At 74.0% G+C, this 15,519-nt stretch carries 18 protein-coding genes and 1 pseudogene; 5 read left to right on the forward strand and 14 right to left on the reverse strand.

Features of this window, described 5'->3' with window-relative positions; all coding sequences use genetic code 11:
- Positions 1 to 28 precede the first annotated feature (28 nt).
- The 10 genes from IRY44_RS18345 to IRY44_RS18390 form a co-directional block, all read right to left on the reverse strand.
- Complete coding sequence (locus IRY44_RS18345; RefSeq protein WP_194801521.1) at positions 29 to 1,102, reverse strand: NAD-dependent epimerase/dehydratase family protein; 1,074 nt, start codon at positions 1,100 to 1,102, stop codon at positions 29 to 31.
- 119 nt (positions 1,103 to 1,221) lie between these two features.
- Complete coding sequence (locus IRY44_RS18350) at positions 1,222 to 1,323, reverse strand: 30S ribosomal protein bS22 (RefSeq protein WP_007465623.1); 102 nt, start codon at positions 1,321 to 1,323, stop codon at positions 1,222 to 1,224.
- Between the two features lie 221 nt (positions 1,324 to 1,544).
- Positions 1,545 to 1,754, reverse strand: a complete 210-nt coding sequence (locus tag IRY44_RS18355; RefSeq protein ID WP_013288759.1) for a helix-turn-helix domain-containing protein — start codon at positions 1,752 to 1,754, stop codon at positions 1,545 to 1,547.
- 202 nt (positions 1,755 to 1,956) lie between these two features.
- Positions 1,957 to 3,141: an ABC transporter permease gene (locus IRY44_RS18360; RefSeq protein ID WP_194801522.1), complete on the reverse strand. Its 1,185-nt coding sequence runs from the start codon at positions 3,139 to 3,141 to the stop codon at positions 1,957 to 1,959.
- Entirely contained in the window at positions 3,138 to 3,992 is an 855-nt protein-coding gene (locus IRY44_RS18365; protein WP_194801523.1) for an ABC transporter ATP-binding protein, read from the reverse strand. The genes IRY44_RS18360 and IRY44_RS18365 overlap by 4 nt, the downstream gene beginning before the upstream one ends.
- Positions 3,989 to 5,386, reverse strand: a complete 1,398-nt coding sequence (locus IRY44_RS18370) for an efflux RND transporter periplasmic adaptor subunit (RefSeq protein WP_194801524.1) — start codon at positions 5,384 to 5,386, stop codon at positions 3,989 to 3,991. Before IRY44_RS18370 ends, IRY44_RS18365 begins: the two co-directional genes overlap by 4 nt.
- A gap of 28 nt (positions 5,387 to 5,414) precedes the next feature.
- Positions 5,415 to 7,148: a hypothetical protein gene (locus IRY44_RS18375; RefSeq protein WP_228532311.1), complete on the reverse strand. Its 1,734-nt coding sequence runs from the start codon at positions 7,146 to 7,148 to the stop codon at positions 5,415 to 5,417.
- A 116-nt stretch (positions 7,149 to 7,264) separates the two neighbouring features.
- Positions 7,265 to 7,600 (reverse strand): YrdB family protein, encoded by a 336-nt coding sequence (locus tag IRY44_RS18380; protein ID WP_194801525.1) that lies wholly within the window; start codon positions 7,598 to 7,600, stop codon positions 7,265 to 7,267.
- Positions 7,597 to 8,166 carry a TetR/AcrR family transcriptional regulator gene (locus tag IRY44_RS18385; RefSeq protein ID WP_194801526.1) on the reverse strand — a complete coding sequence of 190 codons (570 nt, stop codon included), beginning with the start codon at positions 8,164 to 8,166 and terminating at the stop codon, positions 7,597 to 7,599. The genes IRY44_RS18380 and IRY44_RS18385 overlap by 4 nt, the downstream gene beginning before the upstream one ends.
- Positions 8,159 to 8,953, reverse strand: coding sequence for an alpha/beta fold hydrolase (locus IRY44_RS18390; RefSeq protein WP_194801527.1), 795 nt, complete (start codon positions 8,951 to 8,953; stop codon positions 8,159 to 8,161). The genes IRY44_RS18385 and IRY44_RS18390 overlap by 8 nt, the downstream gene beginning before the upstream one ends.
- A gap of 75 nt (positions 8,954 to 9,028) precedes the next feature.
- Here IRY44_RS18390 and IRY44_RS18395 point away from each other — a divergent pair, with 75 nt between their 5' ends.
- The gene (locus IRY44_RS18395; RefSeq protein ID WP_194801528.1) at positions 9,029 to 9,433 is read left to right on the forward strand and encodes a VOC family protein; all 405 of its coding nucleotides are present in this window, start codon (positions 9,029 to 9,031) and stop codon (positions 9,431 to 9,433) included.
- A 1-nt stretch (position 9,434) separates the two neighbouring features.
- Here IRY44_RS18395 and IRY44_RS18400 read toward each other — a convergent pair whose 3' ends face one another.
- Positions 9,435 to 10,355, reverse strand: coding sequence for a proline dehydrogenase family protein (locus tag IRY44_RS18400; RefSeq protein ID WP_030502864.1), 921 nt, complete (start codon positions 10,353 to 10,355; stop codon positions 9,435 to 9,437).
- A 117-nt stretch (positions 10,356 to 10,472) separates the two neighbouring features.
- On the opposite strand from IRY44_RS18400, the gene IRY44_RS18405 reads away from it, so the two are divergent.
- The 3 genes from IRY44_RS18405 to IRY44_RS18415 are packed head-to-tail and all read left to right on the forward strand — an operon-like array spanning position 10,473 to position 12,502.
- Complete coding sequence (locus IRY44_RS18405; protein WP_269697715.1) at positions 10,473 to 10,748, forward strand: hypothetical protein; 276 nt, start codon at positions 10,473 to 10,475, stop codon at positions 10,746 to 10,748.
- A gap of 1 nt (position 10,749) precedes the next feature.
- Positions 10,750 to 11,916: a glutathionylspermidine synthase family protein gene (locus IRY44_RS18410; RefSeq protein ID WP_194801529.1), complete on the forward strand. Its 1,167-nt coding sequence runs from the start codon at positions 10,750 to 10,752 to the stop codon at positions 11,914 to 11,916.
- A 19-nt stretch (positions 11,917 to 11,935) separates the two neighbouring features.
- A complete protein-coding gene (locus IRY44_RS18415) occupies positions 11,936 to 12,502 on the forward strand; it encodes a CGNR zinc finger domain-containing protein (protein WP_018787720.1) in 567 nt (188 codons plus the stop codon).
- 56 nt (positions 12,503 to 12,558) lie between these two features.
- Here the strand turns inward: IRY44_RS18415 and IRY44_RS18420 are convergent, their stop codons facing one another.
- Together IRY44_RS18420 and IRY44_RS18425 are read right to left on the reverse strand one after the other, a co-directional pair.
- A complete protein-coding gene (locus IRY44_RS18420) occupies positions 12,559 to 13,365 on the reverse strand; it encodes a sugar phosphate isomerase/epimerase (RefSeq protein ID WP_013288771.1) in 807 nt (268 codons plus the stop codon).
- A 75-nt stretch (positions 13,366 to 13,440) separates the two neighbouring features.
- Complete coding sequence (locus tag IRY44_RS18425; protein WP_194801530.1) at positions 13,441 to 14,385, reverse strand: Ppx/GppA phosphatase family protein; 945 nt, start codon at positions 14,383 to 14,385, stop codon at positions 13,441 to 13,443.
- A gap of 74 nt (positions 14,386 to 14,459) precedes the next feature.
- On the opposite strand from IRY44_RS18425, the gene IRY44_RS18430 reads away from it, so the two are divergent.
- The gene (locus IRY44_RS18430) at positions 14,460 to 15,266 is read left to right on the forward strand and encodes a hypothetical protein (protein ID WP_194801531.1); all 807 of its coding nucleotides are present in this window, start codon (positions 14,460 to 14,462) and stop codon (positions 15,264 to 15,266) included.
- Between the two features lie 45 nt (positions 15,267 to 15,311).
- Here the strand turns inward: IRY44_RS18430 and IRY44_RS18435 are convergent.
- Positions 15,312 to 15,519, reverse strand: a pseudogene (locus IRY44_RS18435) (hypothetical protein); the annotation flags it as partial.

Raw genomic sequence — 15,519 nt, forward strand, 5'->3', positions numbered from 1 at the left:
CGCCCGTCGCGCCGCTCGTCAGGGCTGCTCACGAACGCTCCCGTACGGTCGAGCGGACCTGCCTGATGCTCTCCAGCACCAACTGCTCGGCGGCGGCGAGCTGGTCGCGGGTGACCACGACGCCGCCGTGGTGGGCGCGGATGAAGTCCTCGAACGCGGCGGCGGTCGAGCGGGGCGTGAAGCCGTACTCCCGCTCCAGTCGGCTGGTGTCCACCACCCGACCGTGCACGAAGAGGTCCACCTGATCCAAGCCGTACCGGCCGAAGCCCAGACTGCGGGCGATCGCGGCGACCCCGGCCAGGCCCGGTTCCAGCACCGGCACCGCCACCCGGCCGGCCCGGCGGATCGCCTGGGACAGCGACAGCACCCCCGGCCCGGCGACGTTGTACGTGCCCGGATGGTCCTCGGCGACGGACCGGTGCAGCACCTCCAGCGCGTCGTCGAAGTGCACGAACTGCAGGCGCGGATCGCGGCCGAAGACGGTGGGCACCACGGGCTGGGAGAAGTAGCGGGTGAGCGTGGTGTCGGCGGCGTACCCGATGAACGGGGCGAAGCGCAGCACCGTCGCGGTGACGTCGGGCCTACGGCGGCGGAACCCGCGGACGTACCCCTCGATGTCGAGGATGTCGCGGCCGAAACCGCCGCGCGGCACCTCGCGCGGCTCGGTCTCCTCGGTGAAGACGGCCGGATCGCGGAACGACACCCCGTACGCGGCGGTGGACGAGCGGACCACGAGCTTGCGCAGCCGGGGCGCGCGTTGCGCGGCGGCGAGCAGCTGCATGGTGCCGATGACGTTCTGTTCCTTCATCCCCGCCCGGCCGCCCTGCTGCGGGTCGGGGGCGGTGACGAGCGCCAGGTGCACCACGGTGTCGACGTCGAGGTCGTGCAGGAGGCCGCCGAGCGAGTCGAGGTCCAGGCGGATGCGTTCGACGTCGGAGAGCAGGTCGGTCAGCTCGGGGTTGGGTGGTGCCGGGTCGACCCCGATGACGCGTTCGATCCGATCGTCGGCGGCGAGCCGGGCGGCCACGTGGGCGCCGAGCCAGCGGCCGACCCCGGTGACGACGACGACCCCCGGGGCACCGGAGGTGTCACCGGGGGTCATGTCGTGCGCCTAGCGCGGCAGGCGGGATCGAGCCGGGACGTCCGCGGCCTGATCACCTGAGCCTCCGAGGGTCGACAGTTGGCAAGTGGTGCCGGTGCCGGGCTGCTGCCCGGCACCGGTCACTTGCCGAGACGGCGACGCTGGACGCGGGTCTTGCGCAGCAGCTTGCGGTGCTTCTTCTTAGCCATGCGCTTGCGGCGCTTCTTGACCACCGAGCCCATACGAAAGCCTTTCGATGCAACGTGCGGGGCGGACCGGACGGCACCACCACGGGTGGCGCCGTGACCGCTTGCGGACAACGGACCGGACCAGCGTGGTGGGCAGGGCACACCAGAGAGCGGTCACGGTCGTGGCCCAGCCTAACCGGAGTGCGTCAGCAGGACCAACGCGCCCCCGTCGATGCCCCTTTTCGTCGCACTCGGCGGACCGGTGCGCCGAGGGCTCAGGCGGACTCCTGGAAGGCGCCCCGGAGGTATTCGTGCACGGCGTGCTCGGGCACCCGGAACGACCGGCCGACCCGTACCGCGGTCAGCTCACCGCTGTGCACGAGGCGGTAGACGGTCATCTTGGAGACCCGCATGACCGTCGCCACCTCGGCGACGGTCAGGAACCTGACATCCGACAGCCGTGCGTCGGACTGCGACCCGGCCATGGCTCACCGACCCATTCCCGTGCCCGGCGCGTGTCACCGGGCAGGTGTTCCCGCCTCGACGAGCGACGCGCGTGTAACCAGTACGGTAGCGGGACGGCTGTGACCTGCGCGATCCCTTCCACCCTTTGATCATGGCGAGGCAGCCGTTCACCCGATGTCCACCAGGGCTTTTTCGCCCGGACGGGTGTCTCGTCCGATCCGGCTACTCGGCGCGCAGCGCCACCACCGGGTCGAGCCGTCCGGCCCGCTGCGCCGGCACCACGCCGAAGACGATGCCGACCGCCGCGGAGACGCCGAACGCCAGCGCCAGCGACCACCAGGTGATCGCCGCCGGGATCGGCGAGAACGCGTCCACGAGCAGCGCGGTGCCCACGCCCAGCGCCATCCCGGTCAGGCCGCCCACCGAGGTGAGCAGCACCGCCTCCAGCAGGAACTGCACGCCGATGTCGCGGGGGCGGGCGCCGACCGCCTTGCGCAGGCCGATCTCGCGGGTCCGCTCGCGTACCGAGACCAGCATGATGTTGGAGACACCGACGCCGCCGACCAGCAGCGAGATGCCCGCGATGGCGGCCAGCACGCCGGTCAGCACGCCCAGGATGTCGCCGAGCACGCCGAGGATCTGCCGCTGGGTGACGGCGCTGAACTCGGTGTCCGGGTGCCGGCGGGACAACTCCTCGACGATCCGGTCACCGAGTTCGTCGATCCGCTCCCGGTCCGGCGCCTTCACCGCGATGCCGTCGATGCGCTGGGTGCCCCAGAGCCGTTGCGCCGCCGTCACCGGTACGTGCACCTCGTCGTCCCGGTCCACGCCGAGGCTCTGCCCGAGCGGGGCGAACACGCCGATCACCCGGAACCGGACCCCGGCCAGCGTCACCTGCTGGCCGAGCGGATCCCGGTCGGGGAAGAGCGCCCGGGCCACCGAGTCGCCGAGCACCGCCACCCGGCGGCTGGTGTCCACGTCCGCCCCGGTGAGGTAGCGGCCCCGCGACAGCGACCTGGTGAACACCGACGGGGTGGTCTCCAGGACGCCCTGCACGGTGGTGAAGTCGGACCGGTTGCCGGCCCGGGCGGTCGCGCCGGAGGCCACCGTGACGGCGACCCGGCCGGGGTCGCCGACCACCCGGGAGACGGCGTCGGCGTCGCTGAGGTCCAGCGGCGAGACCACCGGCGCGGTGCCCACCTCGATCCGGCCCGGCACCACCAGCAGCAGGTTCGAGCCGAGCCCTTCGACCTGCTGCTCGACCTGCTGTTTCGTGCCGGTGCCGATGGCCACCAGGATCACCACCGAGGCCACCCCGATGATCACCCCGAGCATGGTCAGCAGGCTGCGCATCCGGTTGGCCCGCAGCGCGTCCGACGCCACCCGCCACGCCTCGGCCAGCCTCATCCGGCGTCGCCCCAACCTTGCGGAAGGCGCCCGGTGGCCCCGGTGGCGCCACCGGGGCCACCGGGCGGGTGCCCCGGGCCGCTTCCGGACGCGGACCGGGGCTCCGCGCTGGGAGCGGGGTCCAGTGTCGCAGGTACGCCGGAACCGTCCGACGGCGGTCGATCATGAAGGCTGTCGGACCGGATGAGCCCGTCCCGTACCGCGATGCGCCGGTGTGCCCGGGCGGCCACCTCCTGGTCGTGGGTCACCATCACCAGCGCCACGCCCGACTCGGCGTTCAGCTGTTCCAGCAGCTCCAGCACCGCCTCGCCGGTGGCACTGTCCAGGTTGCCGGTCGGCTCGTCGGCGAGCAGCACCGCCGGTTCGGTGACAAGCGCCCGGGCGATCGCCACCCGCTGCTGCTCGCCGCCGGAGAGCTGGTTGGGCCGGTGGTGCAGCCGATGGCCGAGCCCGACCCGGCCCAGCATCGCCGCCGCCCGCTCCCGCCGCTGCCGCGCCCCGACACCCCGGTAGACGAGCGGCAACGCCACATTGTCCACAGCCGACGTACGGGCCAGCAGGTGGAACGCCTGGAACACGAAGCCGATCGTCTCGTTGCGCAGCGTCGCCAGCTCCGGCGCGGTGAGCGTGGTCACGTCCCGCCCGCCGATCACCAGCCGACCGCCGCTGGGCCGGTCCAGCCCGCCGAGCAGGTGCATCAGCGTCGACTTGCCGGAGCCGGACGGGCCGATCACCGCCACGTACTCGCCCTGGTCGATGGTGAGCGACACCCCGCGCAGCGCGGACACCGAGACCCCGTCCAGCTCGTACGTGCGCCAGACGTCGACCGCCTCGACCGCCGGTACGGTCACCGCAGTTCCTGGCCGTCGCGCACCTGGTCGGCGCCGCGCACCACCACCCGGTCACCGGCCCGTACGCCGTCGACGATCTGCACCAGGTCCTGCCCCTGCACGCCCACCGTCACCGGCACCCGGTCGGCCCGGCCGTCGCGCAGCACCCAGACCGCGTCCCGCCCGTCGGTGGAGAACACCGCCGACGCCGGCACCGCCACCGCGTCGGCTGCCTCCCGCACCCGCAGCCGCACGACGGCGTTCATGCCGGGGCGGGGCGCCGGAGCGGCCTCGGCCTCACCGAGGCGGCCGGCGCCCAGGTCGAGCCGGACCCGGTAGGTGACGCCACCCCGCGCCGAGCTGGTCGGCAGCACGTCCACCGACCGCACCGTGGCGTCGTACGTCGCGCCGGTCACCGCATCCAGCTCGACCGACGCGGGCACCCCGGCCCGGACCAGCAGCACGTCGGTCTCGTCCACCTCGGCGAGCAGGCCGAGCCGGCCGACGTCCACCACGGTGAGCACCGGCGTGCCGGCGGTGACCCGGCCACCGGCCGGGATCGCGTCGTCCACCCCCGGCGGCGGACCGCCCTGCCCGCCACCGCCCAGCGCCGACGGGTCGAGACCGGGCACCCCCGCGCCACCCGCCGCACCCAGCAGCCCGGCCAGGTCGGCCGGTGCCGGCGACCGGGTGCCGCCCGGCTGCACCACACCGGCGATCGGCGCGCGCAACGTCAACGCGTCCACAGTCGCCTTCGCCAGGTCGTACGCCTGCTGGGCCTGGAGTCGTTGCGCGGCCGACAGCGCGCCGACGGCGCTGTTCAGGCCGGCGACGCCGCGCTGCACCTGGGCCACGGCCCGGTCGGCGGCGCGAGCGGCCGACTCGTACTGCCGCTGCGCCGAGGAGACCTGGAGCAGCAGCGCGGCGCGTACCCGCGGGTCGCCGACCTTGCCGGCGGCGGCGCGGGCGGCGGCGAACGCCTCGTCGGCGGCCCGGTCCGTGCCGCGCCGGCTGCCGCCCAGGTCGCCGGTGCCGGTGCCCCGCCCGGCCCGCTCAGCCGCGCGCAACGCGTCCCGCGCCTTCGCCAGGCGGTCCCGGGCCGACGGCGAGTCGATCACCGCGAGTACCTGCCCCCGGGTCACCCGCTGGCCCGGCTGGACCCGCAGGCGGGCGAGCGTGCCGTCGGCGGGTGCGGTGAGCGTGGCGGCGGCCCGCGCGGTGACGGTGGCCGGGGCGTCGATCACCTCGCTCACCGGCGCGCGGCCCACCTCGGCGACTGTCACCGCCGGGGCGTCGTCGCCGCAGGACGCTGCGGTCGTGCCGGTCAGCGCGACGACGGCGAGCACAGCGGTGACGAGACGGAAGCGGCGGGCCGCGGGCAGCCGCGGCGAGGGAGTGCGGGCCACCCGGCCCATGCTACGACCCGTCGACAGGTGTCGACGTTCAGCCGACGACGGCCCGCACGTAGGCCACGCAGTCGTCGTGCAGCATCGACCACTGGTCGCCGAACACCTCGTCGGCGGCCTGCTCCGGGGTCCGGCCCTGGTGCACCACGGCCCGGTAGAAGTCCAGCATCCGCTGCTCGCCGTACCTGTCGACCAGATGGCGTACGGCCAGGTAGCCGACGCCGTACGCGCCGCCGACCCGGTCGTCGCTCGCGTCGTCGGCCGGCGCCACCTCGTCCAGCCGCCCGGACCACCCGCCGCGCAGCAGGTCCCGCACCTCGGTCAGGCCGTCGTAACGGTGCACCGGCTGGCCGTCGGCACCGGCGTACTCGGCCAGCCCCTCCACCAGCCACCAGTCCGCGCGGTCGGCGTAACCGCGGTCGGGGAGCGAGGCGGCGTGGGTCAGCTCGTGCCGGAGCAGGTCGTCGAGGCCGGCCGGGGTGACGATCTGGGCGTTCAGCACGACGTCGTGACGCCCACCGCCGACACCCACCGCGTAGCCGGCTGTCCACTTCGGCCGCCCGCCGCCGTACCAGCGCTGCCACTCGCCCTTCCCGGCGTAGTAGACGACGTACCGGTCCGGCGGCCGGCCGCCGATCGCGTACCGGTCCGCGGCCCGGGCCGCGGTCTCCGCCTGGGCGAGCAGGCCGGGCAGCTTGCGCCGCTGGGCCGCCGTGGTGGCCACCACGACCCGCTTGCCGACCGTCACGGCCAGGTCGTTCGCCTGCCACGGCCGCACCCCGGCCGGGTCCGCCTCGGACGGTTCCAGCGCGGTCAGCCGGGGTTCCTCCCCCGCCAGCCGCCAGCGCGCGCCCAGCTCCACAGTGCTCGGCGCGCAGTCCGGCACCACGAAGCAGTAGCCCACGGTCACCGTCTGTCGCCACTCCCCCGGCCGCCCCTCGACAGCCTCCGGCACCCCGTCGGCCGCCGGCCGCCACACGGTGACCCGCAGCGCCCGCAGCGCCGCGTACCGGCGGCTCAGCGCGGGCCGGGCCGCCGGCTCGGCGACCGCGAGGAAGCCGGCCCGGTCCGCGCCGACCAGCGCGGTGGCCTGCCGGTCCAGCAGCGCGAGCATCCGTTTGCCGAGCCGCCGCTGCGCCGCCGTGCCCGGGTCGTCCTTCGCGGCCGACCGCCCGGCCGCGTCCGGCGCCGACCCTCGGAGGAGTACGCCGGGCACCGCGCCCGCCACCAGGCCGAGCGCGAGTCCGAGCGCGGTCCAGAGCGGCCACCGCCGCCGTGTCCGCACCGCCCGCGTCCGCGCCGGGTCCGGCTGCGCCAGCGGTACGGGGTACGGCGCCGCAACCGCCAGGAGGTGCGGCGATTGACTCGTGCCCGCGACGGGGCGCGGCGACGGACTCGTGTCCGCGACCGAGGGCGCGACGGGATGTGGCGGCGGGTCCGCGTCTGCATCAACGGCCCCGGCTGGGCGGGAGGGTGGGTCCGTGTCCGCCTCGATCGCCCCGGCCGGGTGCGGCGGCGGGCCGGCGTCCGCTGCCGGTTCGCCGGCATCGGCCGCGCCGTCGGCGTTCTCGCTCGGCACGGGTGCGGGTTCGCCGTCGCCGGCCGGAGCGGCGACGGCGGGCCGGGGTGCGGCGTCGGCGTGGTCCGCCGACGGCGGGTCTGCGTCGGCGGCGTCCACGTCGGCAACGGGGGCACCGCCCGGAGTGACGGCGGTACGAGGCTCGTCGCTGTCCGCCGTCCGGCCGGGAGGCTGCTCGTCGCCGTCGGTCACCGGCGAAGGGTACGACCAATCGGGCGTTCCGGGAAAGAGTCCCGTCGCTGTTCCGCCGCGCCCCGAGATCTTGGAAGGAAAGTGCCCCCAGAGGGGCCGAATCCTTCCAAGATCTCTCAGATGGGGGTGCCGGTCAGCGTCAACGCGGCCTTGTCGGCTGCCCACAGGGTCACCAGGGCCAGTCCGGGGGCGGCGTGGCCGGCCAGGGCGAGCAGGACGCCGCCGGTGAGGAAGCAGGCGGCCTGGACGGCGAGCTTGGCCGGGTCGGGCAGCGTCACTGCGGCACGCGGCGAGCAGAACAGTCCCCACACCACGGCGATCACCAGCGGGGCGCCGAGTCCGGCCAGCAGGCGCAGCGGCCAGCCGACGTCGAGCGTGAAGCCCCAGTAGCCGGCCGAGCCCAGCAGGGCCAGCTCCAGCAGGAAGATCACGCCGAGCAGCACCGCGGTCATCGGTCCCTCCAGGAACGGTAGGCGCGGTCCAGGCCCGCGATCATCTCGCCGAAGGAACGGTCGGTGTCGCGGGGCAGCCCGAATCCGCCGGCCGCCTCCAGGGCGACGAAGCCGTGCACGGCGGCCCGGAACATCCGGATGGCGTCGGTCGCGGCGTCGCCGTCGAGGCCGTACCCGAGCAGGATGGCCCGGACCGCGCCGACCGCGCGCTGCCCGGCGGCCAGATGCTCGGGGTCGGCCGGGTCGGGCGCCCGCTGGGCGGCCGGGTAGCGGCCGGGGTGCTGCCGCGCGTACTCCCGGTAGGCGGCGGCGACGGCGCGCAGCGCGTCGTCGCCGGAGCGACCCGCGGCGGCGGCCGTGAGCACGTCGGCGATCTCGGCGGTGGCGAGCACGGCGAGCCTCTGGTGCAGCGCGTCCGCGCCCCGGACGTGCTTGTAGAGGCTCGGCAGCGCGACGCCGAGCCGGGCGGCGAGCGCGGCCAGCGTCAGCTTCTCGTAGCCGACCTCGTCGGCGAGCGCGGCGGCCTCCCGCACGACAGTCGCCGGGGTCAGCCCGGCCCTAGGCACCTGCGGTCACCGCCAGGAACTCGACCAGGTCGGCGGCGGTGGCGTCGGGCTGGTCGGCGTGCGGGTAGTGGCCGGAGTCGGCGACCATCCGGGCCTCGGCCACGGCGAACAGCCGGCGTGCGGCCCGCGCCTCGGCGCCCGGGTCGGGGAAGTCCGGGTCCTTCGTACCCATCAGCACCAGCACCGGCCGGCGCACCTCGGGCGCGCGGGCGGTCCAGTGCGGGTCCACCGGTGCGATCACGCCGCGCACCGCGGCCATCCGCCCGCGCAGCTTGGCGACCAGCTCCTTGCGGTACGCGGCGTCGTCCGCCGGCCGCCCGCACGGGAACAGCGTGCGGTGGAACAGCCCGAACAGCCGAGGGCTGCGCAGCACCGCCGCCTGCGCCACACGCATCAGCGGGTTCGGCTTCGGGGTGCCGACGAATGGGCTGACCTGCACGATGCCGCTGACCAGGTCTGGCGCCTCGGCGGCGGCGAAGACGACCGCGGCGGCGCTGGACGAGCTGCCGACCAGGGTGGCGGGCTCCCCGCCGAGCGCCCGCACCACGGCGAGCAGGTCGCCGCCGACGTGCTCGGGGGCGTACGTGGGCCAGTGCGGGCTGGAGTCGCCGTGCCCGCGTACGTCGACCGAGGCGACCCGGTAGCCGGCCGTGATCAGCCGGGGCGTCAGGTGCCGGAAGGCGGCCCGGTTCTCCCCCATGCCGTGCGCGAGGACCACGAGCGGTCCCGACCCGTGCACCTCGTACGCGATCGTGCCGCCGTCCCGCGCCAGTCGGCTAACTGTCATAGCCAAAAAGCTAATGCCATTAGCCAAACTCGTCAAGCTTGACCTCAACCCGAGGTGAGGTCGCACGATCCCGGCATGCCGATCACCGCCGACACCCACGTACGCCTCGCCCGCCCGAGCCGCGACCTCGCCGCCACCGAACGGTTCTGGACGCAGGGGCTGGGCCTGGACGTGCTCTACCGGAGCGAGGGCGGTCACGCGGACGAGCACGACCTGGTGATGCTCGGCCTCCCCGGGGCCGGCTGGCACCTGGAGCTGGTCGGTGGTCCGACGCTCACGGTCGAGCCGCGCCCCACCGGGGAGGATTTGTTCGTGCTCTACCTCGACGGCCCCGCCGACGAAGAACTGGTCCCGAGACTGGAACGGGCCGGCGGGACCAGGGTCTCCGCCGGCCCGTACTGGGACAGGTGGGGTGTCACGCTCGCCGACCCGGACGGCTACCGCCTCGTGCTGTGCACCCGGGCCTGGTCGAACGACTGACTCACTTCTTCGACAGCACCGCGCGGCCGAAGAACGCCAGGTTGGCCGGGCGCTCGGCGAGCCGGCGCATCAGGTAGCCGTACCACTGGTCGCCGTAGGGGACGTACGTCCGCACCGTGTAGCCCTCGCCGACCAGGCGCTGCTGCTCCTCCGGGCGGATGCCGTAGAGCATCTGGAACTCGAACCGGCCCGGGTCGCGGTCGAACCAGCGCGCCCGGTCCTCGCCGATCGCGATCAGCCGCGGGTCGTGCGTGGCGAGCATCGGGTAGCCGTCGCCGGACATCAGCACGTTCATGCAGCGCACGTACGACTTGTCCACCTCGCGGGCGGACTGGTACGCCACCGACTCCGGCTCCTTGTACGCGCCCTTGCACAGCCGCACTCGCGACCCCGCCGACGCCAGCTCCCGGCAGTCCGACTCGGTCCGCCGCAGATACGCCTGGAGCACCGCGCCGGTCGACGGGTGGTCCTTGCGGAGCTTCGCCAGGATGTCCAGCGTCGAGTCGGTGGTGGTGTGGTCCTCCATGTCCAGCGTGACAGTGGTGCCCGCCGCGTCGGCCGCCGCGCAGATCGCCCGCGCGTTGTCGTACGCGAGCTGCTCGTCGAACATCTGACCCAGCGCGGACAGCTTCACGCTGACCTCGGCGGCCGGGGTGAGCCCGGCGGCGGCGAGGCGGCTCAGCAGCGTGAGGTATTCGTCCCGGGTGGCGTTCGCCTGCTCCGGGGTGGTGGTGTCCTCGCCCAGGTAGTCGAGGGTGACCGCTTGGCCGTCGGCGACCAGCTCGCGGGTGGCGCGCAGCGCGTCGTCGGTGGCGGCGCCGGCGACGAACCGGCGGACGACGTCCCGGGTGAACGGGGCCGTCGCGACGAGCCGCTCCACCTGGGAAGACCGGGAGGCGGCGAGGATGACGGAACGGAGCATGAGCCGAGCGTAACGCTCACCACCGGGCCCTCGCCGGGTGCGTCCGAGGCCCGCTGCTCCCGTCCTCAGGCCCGGCCCGGGCACCCCCGGCTGGCGGGGATCGGCTACAACGTTCACGTGGATCGACGACACCCCCGGCGCCGGCTCCGCTCGGCCTCCGTGCAGCTCGGCGCGCTGACCGCGCTGGCCCTCGCGCTCTCCGGCTGCAACAACGGTTACGACGACGACGATGACGACTGCGCGCTCGGACCGGCCGGCGGAGGCGGCGACACCGTCGCGGTCGCCCTGCTCGTGCCCGCGCCGGCCACCGCCACGCGCGGCGAACCGGCCCCGACCGCCGCGCTGCCCGAGCGCGGTGGGTTCGGCACCCACCTCGCCTCCTGCGGCGGCTGACGTGCGCCGCGAGGCGAGCACGCCGCGCCCCGGCTGGGACGAGACCATCCGGGCCCAGGGCCTGGTGTACGTGGACACCGAGCTGCCCGACGGCGAGATCATGTCGTACTGGGACGAGACGGCCGCGTACTCGTTCACGCTCGACGAGGTGCTCCGGCTGGAGGAGGCCACGGAGGAACTGCACCGGATGTCGGTGGCCGCCGCCGAGCACGTGGTGGCCCGCCGCCGGTACGCCGAGTTCGGCATCCCCGAGTGGGCCGCCGAGGCGGTCGCCCGTTCGCTGCGGGAGTCCCCGCCGACGCTCTACGGCCGGTTCGACCTCTGGTACGACGGCAGCGGACCGCCGAAGATGCTGGAGTACAACGCCGACACCCCGACCGCGCTGGTCGAGGCGAGCATCGTGCAGTGGTACTGGCTGGAGCACACCCGTCCGGAGGCGGACCAGTGGAACAGCCTGCACGAACGGCTGGTCGGCGCCTGGGCCAAGATCGGCGCCGGGCTGCACGAGCCGCGGGCGCACGTGCTGTGGTCCGAGGAGGAGGAATCGGGCGAGGACCAGATCACCGCCGGCTACCTGGCCGAGACGGCCCGCCAGGCCGGGCTGGACGTGACGCTCATGCCGATCCAGCGGGTCGGCTGGGACGGGCGGCGCTTCGTCGACGCCGACGACCGGCCGATCACCACCTGCTTCAAGCTCTACCCCTGGGAGTGGATGCTGGCCGAGCCGTACGGGCGACCTGCGCTCGACCCGGGCACCCCCACCACCTGGATCGAACCGGCGTGGAAGCTGCTGCTGTCGAACAAGGCGCTGCTCGCCGTGCTCTGGGAGATGTACCCGGGGCACGACTACCTGCTGCCCGCGTACCTGGACTCGCCGCGCGGCATGACCGAGTACGTGGCCAAGCCGCTGCTCGGCCGCGAGGGCGGCTCGGTACGCATCGTGACTGGCGACACGGAGATCACCAACCCGGGGATCTACGGCGACGAGGGCTTCTGCTTCCAGGAGTTCCGCGCGTTGCCCGAGTTCGAGGGCAACCGGACGGTGCTCGGCAGCTGGATCGTGGACGGCGAGTCAGCAGGCGCCGGCGTGCGCGAGAGCGAGAGCCTCATCACTGACGGTTACGCGCGGTTCCTGCCCCACTACATCGACGCACCGCGTCCGCTCTGAGTCGTCTACCGTTGGTGTCGTGAACTTCGACGCGTACGCCCGGACCGGGGTCGAGCTCGTCAACGCCCGGCTGGACGACCTGGACGGCCTGCGGGCCGTCTTCTCGGACGAGCAGGGCTGGATGCGCGACGAGGTCGCGGAACGGGACCTGGCGATCTTCCGGCGGGCGCAGAAGCGCCTCCGGGACGTCTTCGAGTACGGCACCTCGGGCCGGGACAACGAAGCGGTGGCGGAGTTGAACGCGCTGCTGGAGGCGTTCCCGGTGCAGCCGCGCATCTCCGGCCACGACTCCTCGGACTGGCACATGCACGTGACCAGCCGGGGCGCGTCGGTCTCCTCGGAATACCTGGCCGGCGCGGTCTGGGGCCTGTCGGTGTGGCTGTGCGAGTACGGCAGCGCCCGCTTCGGGGTCTGCGCCGACGACCGCTGCGGCAACGTCTACCTGGACACCTCGTCCAACTGCTGCCGCCGGTTCTGCTCCGAGCGCTGCGCCACCCGCTCCCACGTGGCGGCGCATCGGGCGCGCAAGCGTGCCGCGGTCGGCGAGCAGGCCGTCCCGGCGCAGCCACTGTCCCCGGTGAGCTGACCTCCGGCGCTCCGGCCGCCCACCCGTGTGCGAGCGGCCGGGGTGGCCCGTGCCGGTCAGACGTCGACCGGGGAGGGCGCGGTCAGGTTGGCCCGGGCGAACTCCAGCGACTCCCGCAGGTCCGCCTCGCGGACCGCGCGGCTCTTCGCGCCCCGGGTGGTCACCTCCACCGCCACCGAACCGGTGAACCCCCGCCCGGCCAGCGAGCGGAGCATCTCCGCGCAGGGCTGACCGCCGCGACCGGGCACCAGGTGCTCGTCGCGCCCCTCGCCGGTGCCGTCGCCCAGGTGCACATGCGCCAGCCCGGAACCCATCCGGTCGGCCATCGCCATCGCGTCGGTGTGCGAGGCCGCACAGTGCGACAGGTCGAGCGTGTACGAGGCGTACCCGATCTCGGTGGGATCCCAGCCCGGCGCGTACGGGACGAACTGCCGCCCCGCCATCCGCACCGGGTACATGTTCTCCACCCCGAAGTGCAGGCCGCCGAACTGCCCGGCGATGGTGTCGAGCCCGTCGGCGAAGGTGCGCGCGTAGTCACGCTGCCAGGTGAACGGCGGGTGCACCACGACAGTGGGCGCCTCCAGCGTCTCGGCCAGCTCGGCGGCCTTACGCAGCCGCTCCCACGGGTCGGGGCTCCACACCCGCTGGGTGACGAGCAGGCACGGGGCGTGGACCGACAGCACCGGGACGCCGTAGTGCTCGGCGAGGCCGCGCAGCGCGCCCGCGTCCTGGCTGACCGGGTCGGTCCAGACCATCACCTCGATGCCGTCGTAGCCGAGCTCGGCGGCGAGCTGGAACGCCGCCGCGGTCCGTTCGGGGAAGACCGAGGACGTGGACAGGAGCACCGGAACGCGGTAAGTCACGCCTTCGAGGGTAGCCCCAACCGCCGGCGAGCATCGGGACGAGCAACCGCAAAGCAACCCAGAGCGCTCGTACGGTCACATCGGCGCGAGCTGATCCAACCGGCGCAGGATGACCCCCTCCCGCAGCGCCCACGGGCAGATGTCCACGCAGTCCACGTCGAGGCGCCGCATCACCGCCTCGGCCACCACCGCACCCGCGAGGAGCTGATGCGCCCGCTGCGCGCTGACCCCCTCCAGCTCGGGCAACTGGGCCGGCGGGATGTGCCTGATGAACCCGAGCACCTGCCGCAGCCCGGTACGGGTCAGGCTGCGCCGCGCCCACAGACCCGCACCCGAAGGCGCGGCGCCGGCCAGCCGGGCCAGCGTGCGGAACGTCTTCGAGGTGGCGACCGGACGCTCCCAGCCCACCGCCGTCAACTGCTCCACCACCGGGTCGAGCTGCGCGTCCACGTACTCCCGCAGTTCCTCCACGGCCTCGGCCGACGGCGGCGCCGTGCCGGCCGGATCCACCGCGAGCCGCTCCCGGCTGAGCCGCCCCGCGCCGAGCGGCAGCGAGATCGCCACGTCCGGGTGCTCGTCGATGCCGGCGGCCAGCTCCAGCGAGCCACCGCCGATGTCCATCGCCAGCAGCCGCCCGGCGGACCAGCCGAACCACCGCCGCACCGCCAGGAACGTCATCCGCGCCTCGTCCGCGCCGGAGAGCACCTCCAGGCGTACGCCAGTCTCGTCGCGGACGCGCGCCAGCACGTCGGCGGCGTTCGTGGCGTCGCGGACCGCGCTCGTGGCGAACGCCAGCAGATCCTCGGCGCCCAGCCCGTCAGCCGCCGCCCGGGCCATGCCGACCGCCTTGACCAGGCCGTCCGCGCCGCCGTCGGTGAGCGCGCCGTCCGGCCCGATCTGCTCGGCCAGCCGCAGCACCACCTTCTCGGAGTGCGCCGGCCAGGGATGCGCGCCGTGGTGGGCGTCGACCACCAGCAGGTGCACAGTGTTGGAACCGACGTCGAGGACACCCAGTCGCATGGGGAAGACCCTAGGGCCAACACGTTTCGTCGGCTCGGCGGCCGGGCGGGGTCACCGCGCGTACGCTGGTCCGAGTGACAGGGCAGATCGAGCTTCACGTGCTGGTGGACGACCCCGAGGACCCGCGCAGCCGGGAGGTCGGGCTGGACTTCCCACGGGAGTGGATCGAGTTCGTCGACCCGGCCGACGCGAAGCACGTCGTCCGCGCCGACCTGACCTGGCTGCTGTCCAGCTGGACGTGCATCTTCGGCAAGGGCTGCCACGGCATCATCGCCGGGCGGGCCGCCGACGGGTGCTGCTCGCACGGCGCGTTCTTCACCGACTCCGACGACGAGAAGCGCGTCCGGGCCGCGGTGAAGCGGCTGACACCGGAGACGTGGCAGCACTTCCGGCGCGGGTTCAAGAACTGGACCGAGAACGACACAGTCGACGGCAAGACGCCGGCCCGGCGTACCGCCACCCGCGACGTGGACGCCCCGTGCGTGTTCCTCAACGACGCCGACTTCGCCGGTGGGGGCGGCTGCGCGCTGCACGCCCAGGCGCTACGCGACGGGGTGCACCCGCTGGAGTACAAGCCGGACGTCTGCTGGCAGTTGCCGGTACGCCGCGACCAGGAGTGGCACAAGCGGCCGGACAACACGAAGGTGCTGATCTCCACGCTGGCCGAGTTCGACAGGCGCGGCTGGGGCGCGGGCGGGCACGACCTCGACTGGTGGTGTACGTCCTCCACCGACGCGCACGTCGGCGCCGAGCCGATGTACGTCTCGTACGGGCCGGAGCTGACCGCGCTGATCGGCGCGCCCGCGTACGCGAAGCTGGCCGAACTCTGCGCCGCCCGGCAGCGCCAGGGTCAGATCGCGCCGCACCCGGCAAGCGAGTGAAGGCCGGCACCCCCGTCTTGGGGTGCCGGCCTTCAGCTCTTGGTCTTAGCTGTTCCAGTGCTCGGCGACGAGGTCGGCGGCCTGCTGCTCCCACTGGGCGTAGTGGTCCGGGTAAGCGGAGACCTGGACGGTCTGGGCGGCCTTGGTCAGCGGCATGTCCTGCCAACCGTCGACCTGCTTCAGACCCTTCAGGAACGCCGTCGTCGAGTACTCAGGATCGGTGATCTGCTCCACCGTGCCCCAACCGGAGGAC

This window comes from Micromonospora sp. ANENR4, assembly GCF_015354395.1.
In the GTDB taxonomy this organism is placed as follows: domain Bacteria; phylum Actinomycetota; class Actinomycetes; order Mycobacteriales; family Micromonosporaceae; genus Micromonospora; species Micromonospora aurantiaca.

What these genes read in the sequence shown, in the direction of transcription:
- IRY44_RS18345 (WP_194801521.1), bottom strand. Translation starts at nt 1,102, where the DNA reads ATGACCCCCGGTGACACCTCCGGTGCCCCGGGGGTCGTCGTCGTCACC.
- IRY44_RS18350 (WP_007465623.1), bottom strand. Translation starts at nt 1,323, where the DNA reads ATGGGCTCGGTGGTCAAGAAGCGCCGCAAGCGCATGGCTAAGAAGAAG.
- IRY44_RS18355 (WP_013288759.1), bottom strand. Translation starts at nt 1,754, where the DNA reads ATGGCCGGGTCGCAGTCCGACGCACGGCTGTCGGATGTCAGGTTCCTG.
- IRY44_RS18360 (WP_194801522.1), bottom strand. Translation starts at nt 3,141, where the DNA reads ATGAGGCTGGCCGAGGCGTGGCGGGTGGCGTCGGACGCGCTGCGGGCC.
- IRY44_RS18370 (WP_194801524.1), bottom strand. Translation starts at nt 5,386, where the DNA reads ATGGGCCGGGTGGCCCGCACTCCCTCGCCGCGGCTGCCCGCGGCCCGC.
- IRY44_RS18380 (WP_194801525.1), bottom strand. Translation starts at nt 7,600, where the DNA reads ATGACCGCGGTGCTGCTCGGCGTGATCTTCCTGCTGGAGCTGGCCCTG.
- IRY44_RS18390 (WP_194801527.1), bottom strand. Translation starts at nt 8,953, where the DNA reads ATGACAGTTAGCCGACTGGCGCGGGACGGCGGCACGATCGCGTACGAG.
- IRY44_RS18395 (WP_194801528.1), top strand. Translation starts at nt 9,029, where the DNA reads ATGCCGATCACCGCCGACACCCACGTACGCCTCGCCCGCCCGAGCCGC.
- IRY44_RS18400 (WP_030502864.1), bottom strand. Translation starts at nt 10,355, where the DNA reads ATGCTCCGTTCCGTCATCCTCGCCGCCTCCCGGTCTTCCCAGGTGGAG.
- IRY44_RS18425 (WP_194801530.1), bottom strand. Translation starts at nt 14,385, where the DNA reads ATGCGACTGGGTGTCCTCGACGTCGGTTCCAACACTGTGCACCTGCTG.